Annotated in this window: 21 protein-coding genes; 11 read left to right on the top strand and 10 right to left on the bottom strand. The window is 40.2% G+C overall.

The window, feature by feature from the left end:
• Window positions 1-25: 25 nt before the first annotated feature.
• The 4 genes from BP74_RS07715 (at window position 26) to BP74_RS07730 (ending at window position 3877) form a co-directional block, all read left to right on the top strand.
• The gene (locus BP74_RS07715; RefSeq protein ID WP_496372737.1) at window positions 26-961 is read left to right on the top strand and encodes an ABC transporter ATP-binding protein; all 936 of its coding nucleotides are present in this window, start codon (window positions 26-28) and stop codon (window positions 959-961) included.
• Window positions 962-970: 9 nt separating this feature from the next.
• Window positions 971-2293, top strand: a complete 1323-nt coding sequence (locus BP74_RS07720) for an ABC transporter permease (protein WP_496372739.1) — start codon at window positions 971-973, stop codon at window positions 2291-2293.
• Window positions 2294-2382: 89 nt separating this feature from the next.
• On the top strand, window positions 2383-3204 hold the full coding sequence (locus tag BP74_RS07725) for an HlyD family secretion protein (protein ID WP_496372741.1): 822 nt from the start codon (window positions 2383-2385) through the stop codon (window positions 3202-3204).
• Between the two features lie 85 nt (window positions 3205-3289).
• Complete coding sequence (locus BP74_RS07730; protein WP_496372743.1) at window positions 3290-3877, top strand: 2'-5' RNA ligase family protein; 588 nt, start codon at window positions 3290-3292, stop codon at window positions 3875-3877.
• Here the strand turns inward: BP74_RS07730 and BP74_RS07735 are convergent.
• The 3 genes from BP74_RS07735 to BP74_RS07745 form a co-directional block, all read right to left on the bottom strand.
• Window positions 3861-4265 (bottom strand): carboxypeptidase-like regulatory domain-containing protein, encoded by a 405-nt coding sequence (locus BP74_RS07735; RefSeq protein WP_496372745.1) that lies wholly within the window; start codon window positions 4263-4265, stop codon window positions 3861-3863. The genes BP74_RS07730 and BP74_RS07735 overlap by 17 nt on opposite strands.
• A gap of 37 nt (window positions 4266-4302) precedes the next feature.
• Window positions 4303-5268, bottom strand: a complete 966-nt coding sequence (locus BP74_RS07740) for an NAD(P)H-dependent flavin oxidoreductase (RefSeq protein ID WP_496372747.1) — start codon at window positions 5266-5268, stop codon at window positions 4303-4305.
• Window positions 5269-5333: 65 nt separating this feature from the next.
• Entirely contained in the window at window positions 5334-6326 is a 993-nt protein-coding gene (locus BP74_RS07745; protein WP_496372749.1) for a sugar phosphate nucleotidyltransferase, read from the bottom strand.
• 234 nt (window positions 6327-6560) lie between these two features.
• Between BP74_RS07745 and glyA the strand changes: the two genes are divergently transcribed.
• Both glyA and BP74_RS07755 read left to right on the top strand, forming a co-directional pair.
• Complete coding sequence (glyA, locus tag BP74_RS07750) at window positions 6561-7841, top strand: serine hydroxymethyltransferase (protein WP_496372751.1); 1281 nt, start codon at window positions 6561-6563, stop codon at window positions 7839-7841.
• 10 nt (window positions 7842-7851) lie between these two features.
• On the top strand, window positions 7852-8268 hold the full coding sequence (locus tag BP74_RS07755; RefSeq protein ID WP_496372753.1) for a DUF4293 domain-containing protein: 417 nt from the start codon (window positions 7852-7854) through the stop codon (window positions 8266-8268).
• A 474-nt stretch (window positions 8269-8742) separates the two neighbouring features.
• On the opposite strand, the gene BP74_RS07760 is transcribed toward BP74_RS07755, so the two are convergent.
• The gene (locus tag BP74_RS07760) at window positions 8743-9831 is read right to left on the bottom strand and encodes a T9SS type A sorting domain-containing protein (protein WP_496372755.1); all 1089 of its coding nucleotides are present in this window, start codon (window positions 9829-9831) and stop codon (window positions 8743-8745) included.
• Window positions 9832-10067: 236 nt separating this feature from the next.
• On the bottom strand, window positions 10068-12926 hold the full coding sequence (uvrA, locus tag BP74_RS07765; protein WP_496372756.1) for an excinuclease ABC subunit UvrA: 2859 nt from the start codon (window positions 12924-12926) through the stop codon (window positions 10068-10070).
• 253 nt (window positions 12927-13179) lie between these two features.
• On the opposite strand from uvrA, the gene BP74_RS07770 reads away from it, so the two are divergent.
• The gene (locus BP74_RS07770; protein WP_496372757.1) at window positions 13180-13761 is read left to right on the top strand and encodes an RNA polymerase sigma factor; all 582 of its coding nucleotides are present in this window, start codon (window positions 13180-13182) and stop codon (window positions 13759-13761) included.
• Window positions 13762-13907: 146 nt separating this feature from the next.
• Here BP74_RS07770 and BP74_RS07775 read toward each other — a convergent pair whose 3' ends face one another.
• The 5 genes from BP74_RS07775 to BP74_RS07795 form a co-directional block, all read right to left on the bottom strand.
• Window positions 13908-14726: an enoyl-ACP reductase FabI gene (locus tag BP74_RS07775; protein ID WP_496372758.1), complete on the bottom strand. Its 819-nt coding sequence runs from the start codon at window positions 14724-14726 to the stop codon at window positions 13908-13910.
• Between the two features lie 12 nt (window positions 14727-14738).
• Window positions 14739-14951: a hypothetical protein gene (locus BP74_RS07780; protein WP_496372760.1), complete on the bottom strand. Its 213-nt coding sequence runs from the start codon at window positions 14949-14951 to the stop codon at window positions 14739-14741.
• 8 nt (window positions 14952-14959) lie between these two features.
• Entirely contained in the window at window positions 14960-16618 is a 1659-nt protein-coding gene (gene recN / locus BP74_RS07785; RefSeq protein ID WP_496372762.1) for a DNA repair protein RecN, read from the bottom strand.
• An 87-nt stretch (window positions 16619-16705) separates the two neighbouring features.
• A complete protein-coding gene (locus BP74_RS07790; RefSeq protein WP_496372764.1) occupies window positions 16706-17461 on the bottom strand; it encodes a zinc ribbon domain-containing protein in 756 nt (251 codons plus the stop codon).
• A gap of 101 nt (window positions 17462-17562) precedes the next feature.
• Window positions 17563-18660 (bottom strand): Nif3-like dinuclear metal center hexameric protein, encoded by a 1098-nt coding sequence (locus BP74_RS07795; RefSeq protein ID WP_496372766.1) that lies wholly within the window; start codon window positions 18658-18660, stop codon window positions 17563-17565.
• Between the two features lie 38 nt (window positions 18661-18698).
• On the opposite strand from BP74_RS07795, the gene BP74_RS07800 reads away from it, so the two are divergent.
• The 4 genes from BP74_RS07800 (at window position 18699) to BP74_RS07815 (ending at window position 26106) form a co-directional block, all read left to right on the top strand.
• Window positions 18699-19658 carry a YitT family protein gene (locus BP74_RS07800; protein ID WP_496372768.1) on the top strand — a complete coding sequence of 320 codons (960 nt, stop codon included), beginning with the start codon at window positions 18699-18701 and terminating at the stop codon, window positions 19656-19658.
• Between the two features lie 114 nt (window positions 19659-19772).
• The gene (locus BP74_RS07805) at window positions 19773-21233 is read left to right on the top strand and encodes a carboxypeptidase M32 (protein ID WP_496372770.1); all 1461 of its coding nucleotides are present in this window, start codon (window positions 19773-19775) and stop codon (window positions 21231-21233) included.
• 12 nt (window positions 21234-21245) lie between these two features.
• Window positions 21246-21647 (top strand): hypothetical protein, encoded by a 402-nt coding sequence (locus tag BP74_RS07810; RefSeq protein ID WP_496372772.1) that lies wholly within the window; start codon window positions 21246-21248, stop codon window positions 21645-21647.
• A gap of 118 nt (window positions 21648-21765) precedes the next feature.
• The gene (locus BP74_RS07815; RefSeq protein WP_496372774.1) at window positions 21766-26106 is read left to right on the top strand and encodes a PKD domain-containing protein; all 4341 of its coding nucleotides are present in this window, start codon (window positions 21766-21768) and stop codon (window positions 26104-26106) included.

Genomic DNA, 26106 nt, shown 5'->3' on the forward strand with positions numbered 1-26106 from the left:
ATATTTACTACACAAAACTTTCTGCATGGCTCTTTTAGAACTCCATAATTTAAAAAAGTATTACGCTACACAAAAAGCTGTTGATGATATCAGCTTTTCGGTTGAACCGGGAACCATATTTGGACTATTAGGACCCAATGGAGCTGGTAAAACCACATTGCTAAGAATGATCACGGGTATCCTGTATCCTGATTCCGGCAGCATTCTTTTTAAAGGCGCATCATTTGATGCCATGAAAGATGTAGAACAGATCGGGTATATGCCTGAAGAAAGAGGCTTATACAAAAAGATGAAGATCGGGGAACATGCCTTATACCTGGCCCAGTTAAAAGGCCTTGAAAAAAATGAAGCTTTTCGCCTGATCAAGGAATGGTTTGTAAAGCTGGAAATGCAAAGCTGGTGGAATAAGAAAGTGGAAGACCTCTCAAAGGGTATGTCTCAAAAGCTCCAATTTGTTACAACTGTCCTTCATGATCCCAAACTGATCATCCTGGATGAACCTTTCAGTGGGCTGGATCCTGTAAACAGCAATATCATCAAAGAGGAAATTTATAAACTGGCAAAAAATGGTGCTACCATTATTTTCAGTACCCACCGCATGGAGCAGGTGGAAGAGATCTGCGACCAGATAGTACTTGTGAATAAAGGCAAAAAAATATTGGATGGTAGTGTAAAGGAAGTAAAACAACAGTTCAAGCAGAACCTTTATAAAATTGGTTTGGACTCCTATTCTGGTGCAGGAGATAATCAAGTATTTGACATTATCAGGGAAAATGAAGACCATTCCCTGGTGGTAAAGATTCATGATGGTCGCACACCCAATGATGTCCTACGGCATTATATCAACCAAAACAGTTCCATTCATTCTTTCCAGGAAATTCTTCCTTCATTAAATGAGATTTTTATCCAACTGGTAGAGGGTACACCTGCTGCCAGGGCATTTCAAAACATACCCGCTTAAATTATTACCATGAACAAAACTGCACTCATTATAAAACGCGAATACCTGAGTCGTGTACGCAAGAAGACCTTTATACTATCGACTATCCTGACACCGTTGTTATTTGTAGGTATCATCGGTACAGTGATCTTCGTTACAGTTAAAAATATCAGGAATGAAAAGATAGCCGTAGTAGATCCCAATGGTATTTTAAAATCCAACCTGGAAGGTAGCAAATCAGTCAGTTACGATTTCCGTACAGATATAGATACAAGCAATTTCCATTTAAAAGGTTATTCAGCTTTATTGTATCCTCCTCATACCGGCATCAATCAAAGCAATAATTTTAAGGTCATTACAGAAAAAAGCCTCAGTCGTTTTGCCAATGACCAGATAGAAAAAGATATATCCCGTGCACTTGAAAATAATATTATCGCCGATTCGCTGAAGATTGACCCCAAACGTATTGATGATTTGAAGAAAAGAGCTGAGCTCACTTCTGTTGAATCAGTGAAAAAAGGCGAATTGGGAAACAGTACCCGGTCCGATTTCAATTTGGCAAGCAGCATAGGCTACCTGACAGCCTTTCTTATTTACATTACTTTATTTGTTTATGGCGTAATGGTAATGAGAGGAGTTATGGAAGAAAAGACAAACAGGATAGCTGAGGTGATCATATCTTCTGTAAAGCCCTTTCAATTAATGATGGGTAAAATACTGGGCATCGGAGCTGTTGGTTTAACACAATTCCTTATCTGGATCATATTGATTTTTGGCATCAGCAGTATAATGATGTCTTTCATTCCGGCGGAAGTATTACAACAGGTGCAGTCACAGGGCAACCAAATGTCTGGTTCTTCTGCCCAAACTTCGGAAGCCATTAAGACCATAGCCAATGCCCAACTAACACTTTCATCCGTCAACTGGCCCCTGGTCATTGGTTGTTTCATTTTCTATTTCATCGGGGGTTATTTATTCTACGCCGCCCTGTTTGCTGCTGTTGGAAGTGCAGTGAATGAAGACGCACAGGATGCACAAAGCCTTACTTTCCCCATCACCATGCCTATCGTGATCGCAATAATTATAATGATCAATTCCATTAACGATCCAACCAGTTCCCTGGCGAAATGGAGTAGTATCATTCCGTTCTTCTCTCCCATTGTGATGATGTCAAGAATTCCATTCGGCGTTCCCAGCACAGTAGCGTATTGGGAATTAGGCCTGTCTATGGTTTGCCTTGTCATTGGTTTTCTCTTCACTACCTGGCTTAGTGCCAAAATATACAGGACAGGCATTCTCCTGTACGGTAAAAAACCAAGTTGGAAAGAAATGGCCAAATGGGTCAGACGTTAAAGAAAATGGAAAATACATGGGCAAATCAGGTTTTACGAAATCAATCGTACATTTGGTACGAAATGTTTCGTTAATCAAAAACCTTGTTTATGAATAAGACATTATTATTGAAAAAAATGCCACTGGTAGCAATAGCTGCTTTTATTCTTTGCACTGCGCTTGCCTTTCAGCAACAACCCTCCAAATCCAAACCTTCCCATTCAGATACATTACCAGAACGTGGTAAGAAGATCAGGAATATAGATGAAGCCCTGGAAGAATTGGAAAGAAGCAAGGCGGAAGTTGACCGATCAATGAAAGACATAGATTTTTCCAAAATGGAAAAGGATCTGCAGGAGGCAACCAAAAACCTGCAGTTGGATACAAAAAAAATGCAGGAAGAACTTGCACAGGCAATGAAAGAGGTTGATGCCGCGAAGATCAATGCTGATGTACAAAAGGCCTTACAGGAAGAGAACCTACAGAAAATGAAGGCGGAACTGGATAAAAATGTGAAGGCAATAGATTTCGACAAGATCAAAGCTGAGATTGAGAATTCCGTGGCCAAGGTGGACTGGGATAAGATTCATGCGGAAATGGAAAAAGCCAAAACAGTTAACCTGGAAAAAATCCAATCCAATTTGAAAGAGATAAGGCCGCAAATTGAAAAATCGATGAAACAGGCCCATGAAAGCATCGAAAAAGCAAAGAAAGAATTAACGACTTACAAGAACCTTATTGAAGACTTATCTAAGGATGGATTAATAGATAAAAATAAAGACTATACAATATCGTATAAATCCGGCAAATTATTAATCAATGGTGTTGAGCAACCAGGATCAATAACCAATAAATACCAATCCTATTTAAAAGGGAAAAAAGATTTTACCATTGAAAAATCCAATGATGATTTCAATATAAAAAATGATTAAAGGGGCTTGTCATAACCAAAACAACTCTGCAAAAGAACTTCTTCATGGAGTTCTTTTGTATTAATTAGCTACCCTAACTTTAAATATGCATTCAGCCAGGACCATTATGGAAATGTATTTTATTGCCCATGTTCTTCCTGAAGAATTGAATGAGAAAATACTTGTTTACAAGCAACAAATGCTGGAACGTTATGGGTGCAAGGTTGGCCTGAAATCACCTGCCCACATTACACTAATTCCACCCTTTTGGCTGGAACCTGCACATGAAAAAGACCTTATTAGTGATCTTGATATTATCAGCAGGGCTCATTGTCCATTTATCATTAACACTTCCAATTTTGCAGCCTTTACCCCCAGGACGATTTTTATTGATGTCATAGCAAACAATGACTTACATGCATTAAAGAGTTCAGTTGAAAATCAGTTTACAAATAATAAAGAGTACAATATAAAGGCTGAACTCAGACCTTTCAAGCCACATATTACAATTGCTACGAGAGATCTGACCAAAAAAAGCTTTGGAGAAGCATGGGCATATTTTGAAAATAAAAAATTTGAAAAGCAATGGGTGGCCAATTCTATTTCTTTATTGCACCATAATAAAAAAAACTGGGATGTTCTTCACACATCCCAGTTTTCAATACCTTCAGACCAGGTTATTCAAAATCCGTAAACAATAAGCCAGGTAATATTTGAAAAGCATCATTTTCAGACATTTCAATGTTCAACTGGCAACCTTCTTCGGGCCTTATTGTTACTTTTTCCTTAGTCACTTTTTTAAAACCATCTTTTTCAAACACCAGTTTATAGGTACCGGGTTTCAGGTCTGTAAAAAAATAATTTCCATTACCATCGGTTAGAGCCACCTTTTCTTTTTTGGCGCTTGAATAAGCAACCACATTCACATTACTTATTGGCTTATGAGTTTCAGAGTGTATCACTCCGCCGGCAATATCATTTTTCTTTGTGTTTTCAATTTCAGTTCCAGGTGTGGTATTAGCACGCGAGATCAAAGCAGTCAAGCAAAACACAGAAGTAACAAGCAGTAATTTCAATTTCATGGTTTTCTATTAAAAGGTGATCTGTATCTATATCCCTTTAATCTTCACAGATAAATTTAGGATTATTTAGCGGATTTGCCAGACCCTTTTCAAACTCTTTCCATAGGTTATGGACTATGTCGCCGGCAGGCAATATATTATGTAACAGCGCACTAACCTGCCCAATCTCCAGTTCACCTTCATCCAGGTTTCCTTCATGCATCCCGGCCTTTGCCCTGGCTCTTCCCAATAAAACCTTTAGTTCTTCAGCAGAAGCACCCCGGGCCTCAGCCTCCTGAACCTGCTGGAAAAACTTATTTTTCAAAAGTCGCACCGGCGTCAGCTTCTTCAATGACAATTGTGTATCACCTTCTGCTGCATGCACTACAGCCTCCTTAAAACTTAAATGTGAGGAAGCTTCCTCGCTGGCCACAAACCTGGTACCTACCTGCACACCTTCAGCTCCCAAAACCATAGCTGCCAGCATTTGCCTCCCGGTAGCTATCCCGCCTGCTGCTATAACCGGGATAGACACTGCACTTGTAACAGCGGGCACCAAAACCATGGTGGTTGTTTCTTCCCTTCCATTATGACCGCCTGCTTCAAAACCTTCAGCAACTACGGCATCGCACCCTGCTTCCTGTGCCTTTAAGGCAAACTTGCTGCTGCTTACAACGTGCACCACCTTTATATTATTTTGTTGTAAGTGAGATGTCCAGGTCCGGGGGTTGCCGGCAGAAGTAAAAACGATCTCTACTCCTTCTTCAATAATTACCTTGATATGTTTATCAAGCTCGGGATAAAGCAAAGGAACATTCACACCAAATGGCTTATCTGTTGCGGCTTTGCATTTCCGGATATGATCCCTTAAAACTTCGGGATACATGCTTCCGGCACCTATAAGGCCAAGGGCCCCTGCATTACTTACAGCACTGGCCAACTTCCATCCGGACGCCCATATCATTCCTGCTTGTATAATAGGGTATTGGATCTTGAACAGATCGGTTATTCTATTTGAGAACATAGGTAAAAATAAGGGAGACTTTTGTAAGATGATTTGACAGCAGCAAGGCAGGAAACAATAAACTGTCAGCCCAGGTCAATATCTGTATTGTCCCCAATATTCAAGGATCTTGTTTCTCCCCTGATAGTAGTGTCGCTTCCAATAAGAGAATCATCAAGCACAATATCAAAAAGATTGGAGAAAGATCCTATAATAGAGTTTTTAACGATAGAGAAGTCAATGGTTGTATCGTCTCCAATTGTAGCGTTAGGACCTACAATTGAATTTTTAATGGTACAGCCCTTGCCTATACTCACGGGTTGAATTAAAACGGTGTTCTCATATTCAGGTCTCAATTCTGCTTTTGCTCCAAATTTTTTCAACAGGGTAGCATTAGACTCCAGCAGGCTCTCTCTTTTACCGCAATCGAACCAGCTATCGACCTTGAAAGCATTGACATGCGCGCCTTTTTGAATCATGCAATCAATGGCATCCGTGATATTATATTCACCATGCGTTTTTATACCTTGCTTGATATTCACTTCCAGGCATTGAAAAAGCATTTCTGTTTCCTTAATCTTATAAATACCCACCAGGGCCATATTTGATTTGGGAATATGGGGCTTTTCAACAAGATGGGTTATGTTGGCATCGCAATCTATTTCAGCCACGCCAAAGTTCCTGGGATCATCGACCTTTCTCACGCCAATCATCGAGGTATTGCTTTTGATCACTGCGGGCACGTCATAATCACAAATGGTATCTCCCAATACTATCAGGATTTCATCATTAGCCACAATGTTACTAGTGAGCCTGACAGCATGTCCAATACCCTGCCTGTCATTCTGGTAAACGAAATGGGCGGTAATTGTCGGGTAATTGGCTTTTACATAATCCTGGATCTTTTCGCCCAGGTAACCTACAATAAATATAAATTCATTTATACCAGCTTCCTTTAACTGGTCAACTATTATACTCAGAACCGTCTTGCCAGCAAGAGGTATAAGGGCTTTGGGTTGCGTGTAAGTATGAGGTCTTAATTTAGTTCCTGCACCTGCTAACGGAATAATTGCTTTCATTGATAATTGTTTTGGTGGGCTTAGGCACCGATCCACACACTTCCACCATTTTTCATTGATTATTCAACAAAAAGAAGCGGTCGAAATTACTGATTTTATATTAAACAAGTCAAATGCCTTTACTTGGCAGTACACACTTATTTTTGCAATATGTACCTGGTGATAAAACGGTTAACAGGCCCAATAAATTTTGTTCTTTCACCTACTTGTACATGAGAACCATAATCAACTAGAATGCAAAGAGATCAACTTGTTTTTGACATTATTCAAAAAGAATTAGACCGTCAACGCCATGGTATTGAATTGATAGCCTCCGAAAACTTCACTTCCCTCCAGGTTATGCAGGCTATGGGAAATGTAATGACCAACAAATATGCTGAAGGTTACCCGGGAAGAAGGTATTATGGCGGATGTGAATTTGTAGATGAAACAGAACAACTCGCTATTGACCGCATCAAACAGGTTTTTAAATGTGAATACGCCAATGTTCAACCCCATAGTGGTGCGCAGGCCAATGCAGCTGTGCTGCTTGCCGTCTTAAAACCCGCTGATAAGATACTTGGACTTGATCTTAGCATGGGAGGTCACCTGACGCATGGGTCACCCGTCAACTTTAGTGGTAAACTGTACCAGCCCTTCTTTTATGGTGTGCATAAGGATACAGGCCTGGTGAATTATGAACAATTGGAAGAAGTTGCCCGCAAAGAAAAACCTAAATTGATTATATGTGGTGCTTCGGCCTATAGCCGCGATTGGGATTATGCCCGTATCCGAAGGGTTGCAGATGAAGTAGGTGCTTTTGTAATGGCAGATATTGCACATCCGGCAGGCCTTATTGCCAAAGGACTACTTGCTTCACCATTTGAACATTGTCATTTTGTTACGTCAACTACCCATAAAACTTTAAGAGGTCCCAGAGGTGGTATAATACTAATGGGTAAGGATTTCGAAAACCCATTTGGTGTAAAAGATCCAAAGGGAAATACACGGATGATGAGTCACCTGATGGATATGGCTGTTTTCCCAGGCATACAAGGAGGTCCGTTAGAACATGTAATAGCCTCCAAGGCTATTGCTTTCGGGGAAATATTGAGTGATGAATTTACCAGCTATGCCCGCCAGGTTCAATCCAATGCACAGGCTATGGCAAAGGCTTTGGTGGCCAAAGACTACAATATCATTAGCGCTGGTACAGACAACCACCTGATGCTAATTGACCTGCGGAATAAAAATATTACAGGCAAAAAAGCCCAGGAAACACTGGATAAAGCGCACATCACTTTGAATAAGAACGCTGTTCCATTTGATGATAAAAGCCCGTTTGTGACTTCAGGTATTCGTGTAGGCGTGCCCGCCATTACCACCAGGGGTATGAAAGAATCTCATATGCAGACAGTTGTAGACCTTATAGATAAAGTATTGATGAATATTGATGATGCACAAACAGTGAGTTCTGTTTCAAAAGAAGTACATGAGTTCATGCAACAGTTTCCCCTATACCCGGAATTAAGTTAAACAGATATATATGATCCAAAGAATTCAAAGCATCTGGTTATTACTGGTTGCCGCGTTTTGCGCCATCACCTTTCGCTTTCCTTTTGCCAATGGCGATTATTTAAAAGATGCGGTCCCTACAAGTGTACCGCTTGAGGCTACAACAACTATTTGGTTGAGTATCATCACAGTAGTAACTGGTGCGCTTGGTTTTGTTACCATCTTCCTTTTTGATAACAGGAAGCTCCAGTTAAAACTTTGCTACCTGGGTATATTCCTTTCTATCATTCTCCTGTCAATGTACTTTATAGAGATGACCAATTTTGGCAATAGCGTTATTGCCTTATGGTGCATCTTTCATTTTGCCATATTGGGTAGTTATATTTTGGCAGCACGAGGTATATGGAAGGATGAAAAACTAATCAGGAGTATGGACAGGTTAAGGTAAAATTGAATTATGAACATTCATTGCAGGCTGTTTTCCTTATGCGGAGAGCAGCCTTTTTTATATCCTACTTTTTCCAACACGCTATTTGTTCAAAGGTTATTGAGGAAACTTCAATATTCTCTCCTGTCCTTAGGCTAAGAAACCTCCTGGCAAAGACCAGGCTTCGGATATGTAACCCCGTTGTATCTCCGCTGTAATCCCGTACTAAACCCGTACTAACCCCGTATAGGAATACGGTATGAACGGGTTTTCTACAGGGAGAGTATGGATGTAGTGTGCATTTACTATACTGAAGTATGCTCTTTATTAAAATGCAGGTATATATTACACAGGTACCGTAGAAATAATAAGCTTATCTATCCTGGAAAGTACTCATATGAATGATGAAGAAAACAGACCGGGTATTACAAATAAAAGGCCGGGAACTATTCTTTTAAAATAGTTCCCGGCCTTTTTTATGAATTGATAGTTAGCTTATTGCTTAATGACCTTTAAGGTTTCTGCACCGCCAGTACCATTTTCGAAACGAACGAGGTAAAGACCTGGTTTAGCAGTTGACAGATCAACGATTGATTGTTGGCTGCCAGAATTAGGAACCAATGATTTTACCAACCTGCCATCAGCGGAACTGATGCTTAATAAGCTACCGCTCACAGCTTCATTGTGTTGTACAGTCAATGTGTTTTTGGAAGACATATAGGCTTTCATTGGAACTACAAACTGGCCTCCTTTGAACACTACCACAATGCTATACATGTATTTGCCATCAATATCTACTGATTTGATCCTGTAAAATCCTGTAGTTAAAGGCTTATTGTCCACGAAGCTGTATGATTTTTCCAAACCGGCTGGAACAAATCCAATAGCTGTAAATCCACGGCCATCGCCACTTCTCTGGATCTCGTAGCCTTTTACATTTTCTTCCATATCAACAAACCAGGTTAAGCCAACTCCAGCATTAACAGCTTTAACATCCACACGACCAAAATGAACCGGAAGTGGAGTGGCAGATGCTAATACATTGGTTAGTGCATAATTGTCAAAATTCAAAGTTCCCCTTCCGTCTGTGCCTGCATCAGTAGTGAAGTTGATCACGAAACGGAAAGTTTGATTAAAAAGGCTCCAGTTGTTGATCTGGAGGCATTGATCTCCTGAAACTCCATTAGATCCATGAGCTACAGTTCCTAATAATGTAGTAGATGAAGCTGTTTGGATATAAATGGAATAAGAAGCAACTTTTGAACTTCCTGAAATATTAAATTTCAGGTTCAGGGTATTGGCAAAAGTTGTATAGTTCCTGGTGCTTAAAGAATAAGTTGTCCCTTCCGCAGCTGAGGGAATGCTAATATATTCATTTGAGCCCTGGATCACTTTGGTCCATCCCGTTCCAAAAAAACCTGATAAACTGGTTGAGGAGCCATTATTAAAGTTCTCACTTTCTGCCCCGTTGAAATTGATGAAATTACAAGCTGTGTTGCTTAATTCGTTAAGTGTCTGGCTATAACCCTGTACGGTTATAAAAGAACATGCGAGTGCTAAAGAGTAAGTAAAAATCCTTCTCATGATAATGCGTTTAAGTTTAAGAAAATCGGTTAAACGGCTGTCAGAGGAAAATTGGGTAGGGATTTCGAGAAGGTATTGTAATTCAAAAGGTCTTTAACAATGGATATGAGAGGATTGTAATTAAAATTCAGAAGGTCTTTGGCAATGGATATGAGAGGATTGTACAAACATAAAATGAATTTTTATAGAATGCAATAGGGGCTCAACAATTTTTCCAAATATTTTTATGATAGCTGTCATAAAAACTGGCCTGTCCTGCTTTCCTTTATTTTCTTCAGGTCAGAAGGCTTTCCTTCAAATACAAGATACCCTCCGTCAACGCCTGCTTCGGGGCCCAGATCAATCACCCAGTCAGCACTTTTTATAACATCGGTATTATGTTCAATCACGATGATGGAATGACCCTGTTCTATTAATGCATTAAAGGATGCCAGTAGTTTTTTGATATCATGGAAGTGAAGGCCCGTAGTGGGTTCATCAAATATGAACAGGATCTTGCCGATGCTTTTTCCTTTACCTAAAAATGAAGCCAGTTTCACCCTCTGGGCCTCACCACCAGATAATGTATCTGATGATTGTCCCAATTTGACATAACCCAAACCTACATTACTTAATGGCCTGATGCATCCGCTTATATTTTTTTCATCCTTGAAGAACTCTATGGCTTCATCCACACTTAATTCCAATACATCAAATACATTTTTTCCCTTGTATTGCACTTCCAGGACTTCTTCCTTGAACTTTTTACCATGACAAACCTCGCAGGTGAGGTGCACATCGGCAAGGAACTGCATTTCCACAATCTTCTCCCCTTCTCCCTTGCAGGCATCACACCGACCTCCATCAACGTTAAAGGAAAAATGCTTGGGCTGGAAACCCCGCATTTTACTAAGAGGCTGTGATGAGAACAGGTCCCTGATATTGTCCCAGGCCTTGATATACGTAACAGGATTACTCCTTGAAGATTTCCCGATCGGATTCTGGTCTACCATTTCCACGCTGGCAATGGAGTCCGTATTTCCTTTTATATTTCTATGAAAACCTACTTTATCTGCAGCTTCACCCTGTAATTTCTTCAGTGCCGGGTAAAGTATATGCTTGATTAGGGTGGTTTTACCACTGCCGCTTACCCCGCTAACCACGCAAAGTACATTCAAAGGGAATTCAACGGTTATGTCTTTAAGGTTGTGCTGGCGCGCGCCTTCTACAATGATAGATTCATTCCACTTCCTGATTTTGGAGGGTGCATCTATACTCAATTCGCCTTTTAAATATTTTCCCGTCAGGCTTTCCGGGTTTTTAATAATGGCATTGTAATCTCCGGAGGCAATGACCTCCCCACCTAAATGGGAAGCCAGCGGGCCCATATCAATAATATGGTCTGCTTCTCTCATCATCATTTCATCATGCTCCACTACTACCACAGTATTGCCAAGATCCCTCAACTCTTTCAATACCTTGATCAGGTTATAGGTATCCCTGGGGTGCAGACCAATTGAAGGTTCGTCAAGTATATATAAGGAATTGGTTAGGTTGCTACCCAGGCTTCGTGTTAACTGGATACGCTGGCTTTCACCACCACTAAGGGTATTGGCCAGTCGATTGAGTGACAAATAGCCCAAACCTACGCTAAGCATGGTATCAATACGGTGATTGATCTCTATGAGAATTCTTTTGGCTACCTGCGCTTCGAATGGGCTAAATTCTTTTGATGCATGATCAAACCAAACCCGGAGATCACGAATGGGCAATTCACTAAGTTCTCCTATATGTTTGCCATTTATTTTGATGTAGAGGGCTTCCTTGCGTAAGCGGTAGCCATGGCAATCGGGACACAATGTTCTTCCCCTGTAACGGCTTAAAATGACCCTGTATTGAACCTTATAAAGATTTTGCTCAACTTCTTTAAAAAAATCATTGATTCCATCAACAAATTGGTTTCCCTCCCACAATATCCTGTATTGCTCCGGGGTAAGATCTGCTATGGCTTTATGAACCGGAAAATCAAACTTGCGGGCATTGCGAATAAAATCCTCTTTCCATTTACCCAACTTCTCTCCTTTCCAGGGGGCTACGGCACCCTCATACACACTCAATAGCTTATTCGGAATAACCAGGTCATCATCGATACCCAACACCAAAGAGAAGCCTTCGCAGGTCGGGCAGGCACCATATGGATTGTTGAAGGATAATAAATTGGGTGAAGGTTCTTCAAAGTTAATTCCGTCCAGTTCAAACCTGTTATTAAAAGAAAGGAGCTTTGCTCCATCCACCTCCAGGTAAACATCTCCTTCACCTTCATAAAAAGCGGTTCCAATAGAATCCGAAAGCCTGTGGATATCATCTTCGTCAAATTCTTTTACTACGATGCGGTCAATGAGAACATATACATTTTCAGGATAGGCAAAAGCTGCCATAAAATCATCAGGTGAAGACAATAATTCTTCAATATGGTAGATCCTGCCCTCTTTAACCGGGTTTTCCTTTTGCACATGGGAAAAGGGGGATACATACATACGACTGAACCCCTTTTGCATCAAAATATTCAATTCCTCTCTTTCATCCCTGTTACGGTGTTGTTTAAACGCAGCCAGGATGAATGCTTTACTTCCTGGTTTAAGGTGCACAATTGAATCCAGTACATCCTTTACGTCGTCCTTTTTTACTACTCTCCCAGATACCGGCGAAATTGTTTTCCCGGCACGGGCAAAAAGAAGCCTTAGATAGTCATAAATCTCCGTCATACTGCCCACGGTGCTGCGAGGTGTGCGGGTAATGACCTTTTGTTCTATGGCAATGGCAGGGGCTAACCCTTTTATATAATCTACATCCGGCTTATCCATCCTGTTAAGGAACTGGCGGACGTAGGCACTGAGACTTTCAGCATAACGACGTTGTCCTTCTGCAAACAGGGTATCAATAGTTAGGGAAGATTTTCCTGAGCCGGAAACACCGGTAACCACAATTAATTTATTGCGGGGAAAACTTACATCTATATTTTTAAGATTATGTACCCGGGCTCCCTTTATAAAAATGGAATCCGTAATACCATTATCCTTAACCTGTTTTTTAGCCTTTGCTACCTTTTCTTTCATTGTAATTCCGCAAAAGTAAGAACTTGCTAAATACTTTAGTTTGAACGTTAACAGTTCTTTTACGAAAAGAAGTTAAGGAACAGCAATAAAAATTGTGAAAATTGAAAAAGTATTCTATTTTTAGGATAAGAAATTAATCCATATTCTATAAAACCACTAAAACACTTCTCGCCTATCGCTTAAACTTCTACTCTAGTTTTTTATTTTTTATTTGTTCGTCCATATCCGAAAACCGCCTAAACTGTAGGAGTTTATGAATTTACTATCAAGACTGTCTGACCACGAGCTCATCAACTCGTTTACCACAGGTAATGTAAACGCTTTAGAAACCCTTGTATTGCGTCACAAGGAGAAGCTTTATACTTCTATATTCTTCCTGGTTAAGGACAAGTATCTTGCCGAAGATATATTCCAGGATGTTTTTATCAGAATTATAGATACCATCCGTAGTGGCCGCTACACGGAAGAAGGTAAGTTCTTACCCTGGGCCATGCGTATTGCTCATAACCTTTGTGTGGATCATTTCAGGAAAGTAAAGAGGACGCCTACAATTAAAAACAGCGATGACCAGGATATATTCGAGGTCCTTAATTTTACGGAAGATTGCGCGGAAACCAAGATGATCAAACGCCAGAGTTATAACAGGGTGAGAGACATGTTAGACCTTTTGCCTGAAGACCAGAGAGAAGTGATCATACTGCGCCATTATGGGGATATGAGCTTTAAGGAAATTGCCGCTGTCACTAATTGCAGCATCAATACAGCACTCGGAAGAATGCGTTATGGTTTGATCAACCTGAGAAAGATGATGATGCAAAAACAAATTGCTCTTTAATACTGATGGCTTCATGCCTTCAGCAGAAGATATGTCATTCTTATTCTCCCACTGCATGCTTGCCGTAGTAGGTTGATTAAGAATGACGCCCAACTAAAAATGCTCCGAAACCGGAGCATTTTTTTTATTTGAAAAGGTTTTCTTTATTATTCTGCAGGGAACATTTTTTCAACAATAGCCTGTGATACACCTGTGAAACTGAACCCACCATCATGAAACAGGTTCTGCATGGTAACATACCGGGTAAGGTCACTGAATAAGGTAGTACAATAATTAGCACAATCATCGGCAGTTGCATTACCTAAAGGGCTCATTTTATCTGCATAATCAATAAAGGCATCAAAACCCTTAACACCACTACCGGCTGTTGTACGGGTAGGTGATTGGGAAACAGTATTTACTCTTACTTTCTTGCGCACCCCATAATGATAACCAAAACTCCTGGCCACACTTTCCAGCAATGCCTTTGCATCAGCCATTTCATTGTAATCAGGAAATACTCTTTGAGCAGCTATATAGGTTAAACCAACTACACTACCCCATTCATTCAGGGCATCCATATCCCATACTGTCCGCAATACCCTGTGAAGGCTCATAGCAGAAATATCCATTGTTTTTTGATTCCATTCGTAGTTCATTTCTGTATAATGCTTCCCTTTTCTCACATTCAGGCTCATCCCAATTGAATGGAGTACAAAATCTATCCCGCCATTGAAATGTTTTTGAGATTCTTCAAAAAGATTCTTCAAATCATCCATATTAGTAACATCAGCACCAATAACCGGAGCCTGGACTGCTTCAGAAAGTTTATTGATCTCACCCATGCGTAGAGCAACAGGAGCATTGGTAAGTACGATCTGGGCTCCCTGTTCGTGGCATTTTAAGGCCGTTTTCCAGGCAATTGATTTTTCGTCAAGCGCACCAAATATGATTCCCTTCTTACCTGCTAAAAGATTATTTGCCATAAATAGTTGATTTTATTGATGCTGCCCATACACAAATTTTAGTAACAGCCATACAAATATAAATGTATAGACAAATGCCAAAGCAAGACCTGTGCACATATAGATCAAAAAACGGGTGAATGACCTGCGTGGAGCAATCTTTTGAACTAATACCTGGTTAATATAATAGACAGGAATAATAACAAGGACAATAAAAGCGAAAAGTCCTATAAGGTTTCGGTTCATTGCAGGTATTAATTCATAACCATTTCCCGTGCATTTTCCATAGCTGCCGCTGTTGGTTTTTCCCCACTTAACATCTTGGCTATGGCAACAATCCGTTCATCGGTATTCAATAAGCGCATGCCGGTAGTTACCGTATCATTTTTAAGCGCTTTATAAACAAGGTAATGCGCATCGGCTTTTCCAGCTATCTGGGGCTGGTGAGTAATACAAAGAACTTGCCTTGCTGCAGCCAGTTCTTTCATAATGGCTCCCACCTGTCTTGCTGCCTCACCGGAAATACCTGTATCTATCTCGTCAAAAATGAGTGTGGGCATATTCATGGACCTGGCCACCAGTGATTTAATGCAAAGCATTAACCTGCTCAACTCACCTCCACTGGCCACCTTTCGAATAGGCTGAAACTGGTTGCTCTTATTAGCATCGAATAGAAATACCACTTCATCAATTCCATAATTGTTCAATGGTACTTTTTTGATCTCCACCTTTAAGCGTGCGTTGGGCATACCTACAGGTCCAAGCATTTTATTAACCTGCTGTTCCAGTGGTTTTACCTGGGCTAACCGTGCGGCTGATATTTTGGCTGCTAAAGCCTCCGCTTCCTGTAAAAGATCCTGGTATTTCTTTTCTGCTTTAGCGATGGCCTCATCGATATTCAACACCTCCTGCAATTTTGCATTGAGATCTGCATGAATAATTAGTAATTCATTGGTTGTTTTTACACCATGTTTTTTGAGCAGTTTATAGCCCAGGGATATACGTTCGTTGATCTTTTCAATGGTGGAGGCATCAGAACCTATATGATTATTGATCCTTTCAGTTTCGTCTGCGATATCCTGCAGTTCAAGATAAGATGATTGTAATCGCTGAACGAGTTGGGGAAGTTCAGGATGCAACTCTGCATACTGTTGCAACTGGCTGCTTAATGCTTTTAAACGCCTGATCAAAGGTGCTTCGTCTTCTTCCAATTCAAAATACGTCTTTGCCAGTGCGTTTTTGATACCTTCTGCATTGGTCAACATTTTTAATTCAAGGTCCAGTTCTTCCAGCTCATTCTCCCTGAAGCCTGCTTCATCCAACTCGTTGAATTGAAACTGGTGGTAATCAAATTCCTTTTCAAACTGGCTCTTTTGCGTTGCCAGTTCATCTAATTCCCGGGCCGCAGTTTGCATATCAGCAAATACCTGCCCGTATTTATTTAAGTTTTTAGTATTTCCACCCAATACATCCAATACTTCTCTTTGGAAATCAGTCTGTCCGAGCTCCAGTGTATCAAATTGCTGGTGCAGATCAACCAGTAAACTGCTTAATTGATTCAACTGGCTAAGGTTAACTGGCGTATCATTGATAAAAGCCCTGGATTTTCCATTGGAAGCTATTTCCCTCCGAACTGTTAACTCGTCTAAAACGTCGAGTTCATTCGCCTTGAGAAAGTTGACCACATGGCTGTCGGAAGATTCCCCTTTGAAACAACCTTCCACTACGCATTTGCGTTCCTTATTTTTTAAAACATTGCTTTCAGACCTCTGGCCCAGGATCAATCCCAGGGCTCCCACAATGATTGACTTTCCAGCGCCTGTTTCACCTGTAATGATATTCAGATGCGATGAAAAATCAATTTCCAAATGTTCTATTATAGCATAATTCTGGATAGATAACCGGCTCAGCATATTCAGTAACAAATTAAAGCATTTCCTATTTCACAAATAAAAAAAGCCGCTGTTTTAGAGCGGCTTTTGTGTAAATACTTAACGATCTTATTTAATCTCTATAGAGTCCGTCAGTTCTGAATCAACCAGGATACGTCCACAGTTTTCGCAAACCATAACTTTCTTACGCTGCTTGATCTCGCTTTGCTTTTGAGGAGGGATGTAGTAAAAGCAACCACCACAGGCATCTCTTTCAACAGGTACCACTGCCAGGCCATTCCGGTAATTCTTACGGATCTTCTCATAACTGGCCAGTAAACGTGGATCAACATGAGATTTAGCTTCCTCGGCAAGTTTATTAAAATGCTTTTCTTCTTTTTCTGTAGCCGCAATGATCTTTTCAAGCTCGCCTTTCTTGGTAGCCAATACAGCTTCCTTGGTAGCGAGTGCCTTTTTAGCTTTATCTAAAGCCTGTGCTTTTTCAGCTATTTCCTCATTGGCATCTTTAATATGCTTTTCACAGAGCTTTACTTCCAGCTGCTGCATTTCCATTTCCTTATTGATAGCCTCAAACTCCCGGTTATTCTTTACGTTCTCGCTTTGCTTTTCATATTTTTTGATCAAAGCTTCGGCTTCTTTAATTGCTTCTTTCTTTTGAGCAATAAACTCTGTAATACCGTTGATTTCTTCTTCTATACGAAGCTGACGAGCATGCAAACCGTGAATTTCATCTTCCAGGTCAGCCACCTCAATAGGAAGTTCACCTTTTAAAATGTGAATTTCATCCAGCTTAGAGTCCACTTTTTGTAGTTGCACGAGTGAACTAAGCTTTTCTTCTACTGAATATTCTTTAACGTTTGCCATTTTAAGTTTATAGTTTGAAGTTTGTTTTTGCGGATCATCAAACGTCAAACATGAATACCAACCTGTATTTTTAAGTATAACATGCCTTCCGGCTCCATCTTTTATACTAAATAATTGACCGGATTTGTATTCACGCTTGATTTAAGGACGGCAAAGGTAGGGAATTTTTTGAGCAAAAGGTCACAGAGAAGCTCTACAGTAAACTGTTCACTTTCATAATGACCTATATCCGCCACAACTATTTTCTCTTCTGCATCGAAAAATTCATGGTATTTCACATCGCCTGTTATGTATATATCAGCTTTATTTTTAATAGCTTTTTTTATAAGGAAACTTCCCGCCCCGCCACAAATTGCCACTTTTTGAATAGGTTTTCCTAATAAACCGGTGTACCGGATGCCCTTAGCTCCAAAGCGATCTTTTAATAACTCCAGGAAAGTCATTTCATCCATTGGTGATTCAAGGATGCCAATTACTCCTGAACCGATCCCCAGGTGCATATTTTCCATGGTGAATATATCATAGGCCACTTCTTCATAGGGATGATGCTGAACGAGGGCTTTCACGACTTGTGTTTCAAGGTAAAAAGGATAAACTATCTCAATTTTGGTCTCTCTTTCCTGGTGTTGTTTTCCTATTTCGCCTACATAGGGGTCGGCTCCTTCTTCGGCCTTGAAGGTTCCCGTGCCTTCGCTATTAAACGAACATTCTGAATATTGCCCAATATGCCCGGCTCCCGCATCAAATACAGCCTTCCTGACCTCTTCTGCCTTATCTACGGGGGCAAAAGTGATCAACCTGCGTAGCAGGCGATTCTTGGGCTGCAGCACCTGAATATCCTTTAATCCTAACTTTTTAGCTATCATGCCACTAACGCCCAGCAACACATTGTCAAGATTTGTATGTGCTGCATATAGAGCAATATCATTCTTTATAGCCTCAATGATTATATTTTCAACATAGTTATTGCCATTGATACGCTTTAATCCCCTGAAAATGACAGGATGATGCGACAAGATCAGATTACAATTCCTTGTTTTTGCTTCTTTAATAACCTCAAGTGTCACATCCAGTGAACAAAGAACACCGGAACATTCCCAGTCTCCATTCCCTGTGATGAGACCAGCATTATCATAATCTTCCTGCAATTCAGGCGCTGCAAATACTTCAATAGCTGAAATCAGATCAACAATTTTCATGAGTGAAAGTTAGTGCTTTGTAGTTTTGAATGAATTCAATGGCCATCTTAAATCATATAACTACTATTTTCCAGGGTGACAACAGCCGTACTGTAGAAAATATTCAAAGACGGCAAGCCTCCAAACGCTTAAAGAAAAGGTTATTGAATTACTTCAGGGATTTCCTGATCATAATCCTCGGTGTATTCGCTGCCGGGTTTGGACTGAAAGGTTTCCTGATCCCTAATGGCCTGATAGATGGAGGAGTAACTGGTATATCACTCCTGATCAACAGGGAATCACACATCTCTTTATCCATTTTGATTCTCCTGTTGAATATTCCTTTTTTATTATTGGGATATAAGCAGATCAGCATAGGTTTTAGCTTAAAGAGCATAGGCAGTATCACCGCCCTTGCTATAGTTGTAGCTATCATCCCTTACCCAATTATAACCAATGATAAAATTTTAGTGGCTGTTTTTGGAGGGTTTTTCCTTGGTGCCGGCATAGGCCTGGTCATCAGGGGTGGAGCAGTGATAGATGGTACCGAGGTATTAGCGATCTATCTAAGCCGGAAAGCCAGCCTCACAGTGGGTGATTTTATACTGATCTTCAATATCATTATTTTCTCTGTGGCTGCTTATTTACTTACTATAGAAGTAGCACTATATTCTATATTAATTTACCTGGCAGCATCCAAAACAGTTGATTTCATTTTGGAGGGCATTGAAGAATTTACCGGTGTTACTATCATTTCTACCAGAAGCCACCAGATCAGCCAAATGATCAAGAAAAAACTGGGAAGGGGACTTACCATCTATACAGGCAGAAAAGGGTTTGGTAAAAGCGGGGAGAGTAACCAGGAAGTGGATATTATTTTTACCGTCATCACCCGGCTGGAAATAAACAGGCTAACTACAGAAGTGGAAAGAATAGATCCAAAAGCTTTTATTGTAATGCAAAGTATCAGAGATACAAGAGGTGGAATGGTAAAGAAATTGCCACTCAAAGAAAAATGATCATCACATTGTTGGTTACAATAAGACCAACTTAGCTCCAATAACCTAAAAGTTATATTGCCTTAGTTTTGAGAAATGAATACTCCCCAACTATACGACATCTACAAAACCAAAATGCAAAGGATTGCGGATGTAAGGAATGCCAGTGCACTGATGCAATGGGACCAGGAAACCTACCTTCCTCCTAAAGGAGCTGCATTCAGGGGACAACAGATCAGCACCCTTTCAGAACTAAGCCACAAATTATTTATTGAGGAAGAATTGGGTAGTTTATTAAATGACCTCGCAAATAAGGATGATCTTGACCAGTTTCAAAAAAGGAATGTTGAACGAACGCTGGAGGATTATAAAAAGAATAAAAAATATACTTCTCAATTTGTGAGGGCCTTATCAGACCAGGTGAACAAAGCTTTTCATGCCTGGATAGAAGCACGGAAACAAAATAAGTTTTCAATATTTCAACCTGAACTGGATAAACTCATTGCATTAAAAAAGGAGGAGACACAATTATTAGGGTTTGAAAAACATCCTTATGATGCTTTATTGGATGAATTTGAAAAAGGATGTACCGTGGAACTTCTTGACAGGACATTTACCGGCATCATCCCTGTATTAAAAGAATTGCTCCAAAAAATAGCTGCCAGGCCGCAAGTGGATGATAGCTTTTTACAACAGGCATACCCCAAACAAAAACAATGGGAATGGGGCATGCATCTCGTAAGACAGCTGAATTTTGATTTTGAAGCAGGAAGACAGGACATCAGCGAACACCCTTTTAGTACCAGTTTTAATAGCAGGGATGTTCGGATAACCACCCGTATTGACGAAAACGATTTTGCCAATATGACCTGGAGTTGTATTCATGAAACAGGCCATGCTTTATATGAACAAGGGCTATTAAGTGATTATTATGGACTTCCATTAGGTGAGGCCTGTTCCTATAGCATCCATGAATCCCAGTCCAGGTTGTGGGAAAATAATATTGGCAGAAGCCTTATTTTCTGGCAACACTACTTTCCCGAACTCAGGCAATATTTCCCGGAACAATTTAAAAATATTACACTGGATCAGTTTTATAAAGGCATTAATAAGGTACAACCTTCTTTTATCCGGACAGAAGCTGACGAAATCACTTATCATTTCCATGTATATATCCGTTACGAGTTGGAAAAGAAGCTTATAGAGGGTTCATTATCAGCCAGTGACATTCCTGATTACTGGAATGGACAATACAAGCAACTTATGGACATTACTGTTCCGGATGATAAAAAGGGCTGCCTGCAGGATGTGCATTGGAGCCATGGAAGCTTTGGTTATTTCCCCACTTATAGCCTTGGAAGCTTTTATGCAGCTCAATTTTTTCAGCAGGCTGAAAAGGAAATCCCATCACTGCAATCGGATCTCAAAGAAGGAAATTCTTTAGCTCTTTTACAATGGCTAAGAGAAAAAATACATAGTAAAGGAAGATTTCATACCAGCGAAGAGCTCTGTAAAAGCATAACTGGTACAGGTTTGGAAATAAATTCTTTTACCTCTTACCTGTTGGATAAGTACAGTTCAATTTATACCTTGTAAGCAAATACTCTTATGAGACAGATCTATACCCTTATCCTTCTATCTGTTCTTTGCGGCTGCAGCAAAGAACAAATGGTAAAAAATGCAGTCATTGATGCCATGACCTCCGGCCAATGGAAGGTGGTGAACTTCAAAAATGACAACAATGATGTAACCACTGATTTTGCTACCTATAAATTCCAGTTTAAGGATAACCTAACTGTAGATGCCATCAACAATTCCATTGTTGAAAATACAGGTACATGGACGGCAGATGGAAATGCCAGGACAATAAGTTCCACTTTCAAAAATGCCAATGCTACCATTAGTTTACTGAATGGAACCTGGCAGATCACAGATAATAGCTGGACCTATGTGGTAGCAAACCAAACAGTGAATGGTACAATAAAATCCCTTCGTCTTGAAAAACTCTAAGACCCGTCTTTAGATATAAAACCTTGTATTGTAAGGCCGGGAATACTTTTTGCTCTAATGAATCGTTAATCTTTAACTACCTTAAGAAAATCGCCTAACCGGCTAAAAAGTGAGCAATTTGAGACTGAAAACAACTGTAACGATCCTACTGCTATTTTTGGCTGTCGTTATACATGCTCAGGCGCCTACGCCTAATTTTTCAGCTTCAGTTACTTCAGGATGCTCTCCTTTGGTGGTGGATTTCAAAGATTTGTCAACAGGCAGTCCAACGAGTTATTATTGGGATTTTGGAAATGGAGCCACTTCAACGCTTAAAAATCCATCAACAACCTATTTTACAGAAGGAGTTTATAATGTAAAGCTAACCGTAACTAATAACAGGGGTTCCAATACACTGACAAGATCCAGCCTGATCACAATCTACGGAAAGCCAATACCTCAATTCACTGTAAGTGATAGCACAGGCTGCTTTCCCATAAGGTCACAGTTTACCGACGTATCAGGATCCAGTGCAGGGACTACCAACACAAAATGGTTTTGGGATTTTGGTGATGGAACGCAATCTACAGTTCAAAATCCTTTACACACTTATACTTCCAATGGCAATTTTGGGGTTACCATAAAAGTTACCAATGACAAAGGATGCTCTAATGTATTAACCAAGCCAGCCTATATCAAAACCACTAATGGAGTAAAGTCTAATTTTACCAACTCAATGGCTGGGGTTTGCAAGCCACCATTTTCTATTACATTCAATAGCACTTCAACAGGACCTGGTACACTCTCCTATTTCTGGGATTTTGGAGATGGCAATACATCCACTATACCATCACCTTCGCATAACTATACAACTGCAGGCAATTATTCGGTAAGCCTGGCAACAACCAGTACTGCAGGTTGTTCTGATACAATGATCAAAAAAGATCTTTTTAATATCCTTGATATACATACGGATTTCAGTGCTCCTGATAGCATCTGCTTAAACAGCCAGGCAGGTTTTATCAATACCTCCTCTCCTGTACCCGTAAGTGTATTATGGAAATTTGGTGATGGTTCCACCAGTACTGATACCATGCCTTTAAAAAGCTTCGCAGCAATTAATACCTACAATGTCACTTTATACAATACTTATAGCTTTTGTAAAGATTCATTCAGTAAAAAAATAAAGGTATTATCGAAACCTAAAACAAATTTTACAGCTAGCAGCACATTCAAATGCAGCCCTCCATTTTCTGTAAATTTCACCGATGCTACGCCAGGAGCAGTTAACTGGCAATGGGATTTTGGAGACAGCACATCTGCTTCTGGCCAAAATCCTACGCATGTATATAATGATACAGGTTATTACTCGGTTAAACTGATCACAACCAATGCATCGGGATGTTCAGATACATTACGAAAAGATTCCCTGATCAGTATCATTAAGCCAATTATAACCATACCCAACCTGCCGCAAAATGGATGTATTCCATTTACCATAAATCCACTTCCTAAAATTGTAACCGGAGATAATGTAACTTCTTCTTTATGGGATTTTGGAGATGGAGGAAGTTCCTCGCAAAAAAATCCAACTTATACTTATGTAAGCCAGGGAACATACACAGTTACATTGACAATTACAACGAGTACAGGTTGCACGGAAGTATTTTCCATGCCTGATGCTATAAGAGTGGGAACCAGGCAGCCAGTGGACGTTAGTGTATCACCCAACCCGGTATGCGCCCTTCAGCCTGTTCAATTTACAGGCATATCAGATACCTCTGATGCGTGGTTATGGGAATTTGGAGATGGCACATCCTCAACAGATAAAAACCCAGCCCATTCCTACCAGCAGATAGGTATATTCTCAGTAAATTTCACGGCTTACAATAATGGTTGTCCATCTATTATCGCCAAACCAAATGTTATCAGTGTTAGTCCGCCTATACCCGCTTTTAATTTTACAGTTGATTGCTCCAACAAACTAAAAGTTAATTTCACTGATGCATCGCAGGGAGCCGTTAGCTGGCTGTGGGATTTTGGCGATGGAACTACTTCAACATTACAAAACCCAAGTCATACATACAGCACTTATCAAAATTATACGGTCACATTGACTGTAACTAATAATACCTGCACCAATAGCATTCCAGGGTCAGTTAAGCTGTTTAATGATATGCCTGGCTTTAATGTAACCAATCCTACAGTTTGCCGTAAATCAACTGTTTATTTTGGAGCTGTAGTTAAAGACCCCTCTACTTTTGTACGCTATGTATGGGATTTTGGTGATGGAAGTACCTGGGACAGTGATCTATTTGACCATACCGGCGCAGCATATCATTATTATTCCGTGGCAGGAACTTATGATATTACTCTAACTCTAACGGATATACATGGTTGTAATACTGTAGTCACAAAACCTAAATTTGTTCGGATTAATGGGCCAACTGCCAATTTCTCTGCCATTAATGCAAATGGCTGTGTTTCTGCTGTAAGAAATTTTACTGATCTTTCAAAGGATGATGCTATTCACCCCATAACATCCTGGAGATGGGATTTTGGTGATGGAACCATTACCACACTTACGAAACCGCCTTTTTCCCATGCCTACGCAGATACCGGCATATACTCTGTAAACCTGGTAGTTACAGATGCTGTAGGTTGCAGGGATAGCATTTCCATTGCCAACCTCATTCATGCAACCAACCCTAAAGCGGAGTTTGTAGTTGATACGCTTGCCTGCCCCGGCAGTAATCTAACATTCACCAACACTACTGCATCTACGGGCTTTACCAGTTCATGGAACTTTGGAGATGCTACGGGTTCTACCCTGGTTTCACCAGTCCATTCCTACAAAGATTCAGGGTATTATTCGGTTAGTTTAATAATCAAAGATCAATATGGTTGCACTGATACACTAACAAAGAAAAATCATATCAGGGTTGCACGGCCTGTAGCCAGTTTTTCGATAAGTGATTCCATAAGTTCCTGTGTCCCATTTGAAGTTGATTTTACCAATACTTCTTATTTCGCTAATGCAATTGTTTGGAACCTGGGAAGCGGAACAAGTACCATCCCTAATCCTGTACAGTATTATATCAATCCAGGAACCTACCAGGTACAACTGGCAGTTACCAGTCCCGGAGGGTGTACTGATACGGCCTATAAAAGCATAACACTATATGATACTATCGGATCCAGGGTCACCTATTTCCCTTTAAATGGCTGTAAACCTCTAAATGTATCACTGACTACATATAGCCCTGGCCCCGTCACTTATACCTGGGATTTTGGAGATGGTGTTATTCTTAATAATAAAATTGACAGCCTCGACCATATCTATAATTTCTTTGGAGATTTCGTACCTAAGATCATCATGACCGATCCTTCGGGATGTCAATACCCCATCACTGGTTTTGACACAATCCATATTATAGGAGCTATTGCGAAGTTTGGGCTGGATAAGAAATTATTGTGCGATAGTGGATTGGTAACTTTTATTGACTCCACAACTTTCAATGATCCCCTGACCTCCTATCAATGGAGTTATGGCGATGGAGTTACTTCATCTTCACCCGATCCTGGCAGTCATTATTACGCTACCCCGGGATTTTATACAGTTTCAGTAAACGTGGCAACACAAAATAATTGTGTAGATACATTTACATTGAAGGATGTAATTAAAGTTGTTCAAAGCCCATTAATATCCATTATTGGTGATTCAGTTATTTGTGTTAAGGATTCAATGCTTCAAAAAGGAGTGTTTCAGCGATCAGATACTTCTGCGGTCAATTGGCTATGGACCTTTCCAAATGGGAATATGTCCGTATTGCAAAACCCGGCCTTGCAAACATATGCCACAGCCGGTAACTATACTGTTTCCACTATTGCCACTAATAGCAGTGGCTGTATAGATACAGCCCTTAAAAATATTCTTGTCAATCCATTGCCCGTTATTACAGTTCCCTCCACATTAACCAAACAGGCTGGATTTCCGTTAACCATACCAGCTACTTATAGTTCAAATGTGATCAATTATAACTGGGTGCCAGCAACAACACTGAACTGCGCGAATTGTCCGCAGCCCGTTACAAATACAAAATTCAATAAACTATTTACTGTATCAGTCGTGGATAGCAATGGCTGTCGCAACAGGACCAATATCCAGGTAATCGTTGTATGTCCCAATGCTAATGTGTTTATTCCAAATACATTTTCACCAAATGGTGATGGAAGTAATGACGTACTATATGTAAGAGGAAAAGGATTGGAAAGGGTAAAAATGTTAAGGATCTTTAATCGTTGGGGAGAAGTGGTATTTGAACAAACCAATTTCCCTGTAAATGATGCTTCCTTTGGCTGGAATGGTAAATATAAAGGAGCTCTTCCTCACCCGGATGTGTATGTGTACCAGGTGGAAGTTTTTTGTGAGAACAGTGACATCATACGTTTTGAAGGAAACGTTGCGTTGATACAATAG

Source organism: Flavisolibacter ginsengiterrae DSM 18136 (assembly GCF_059568575.1).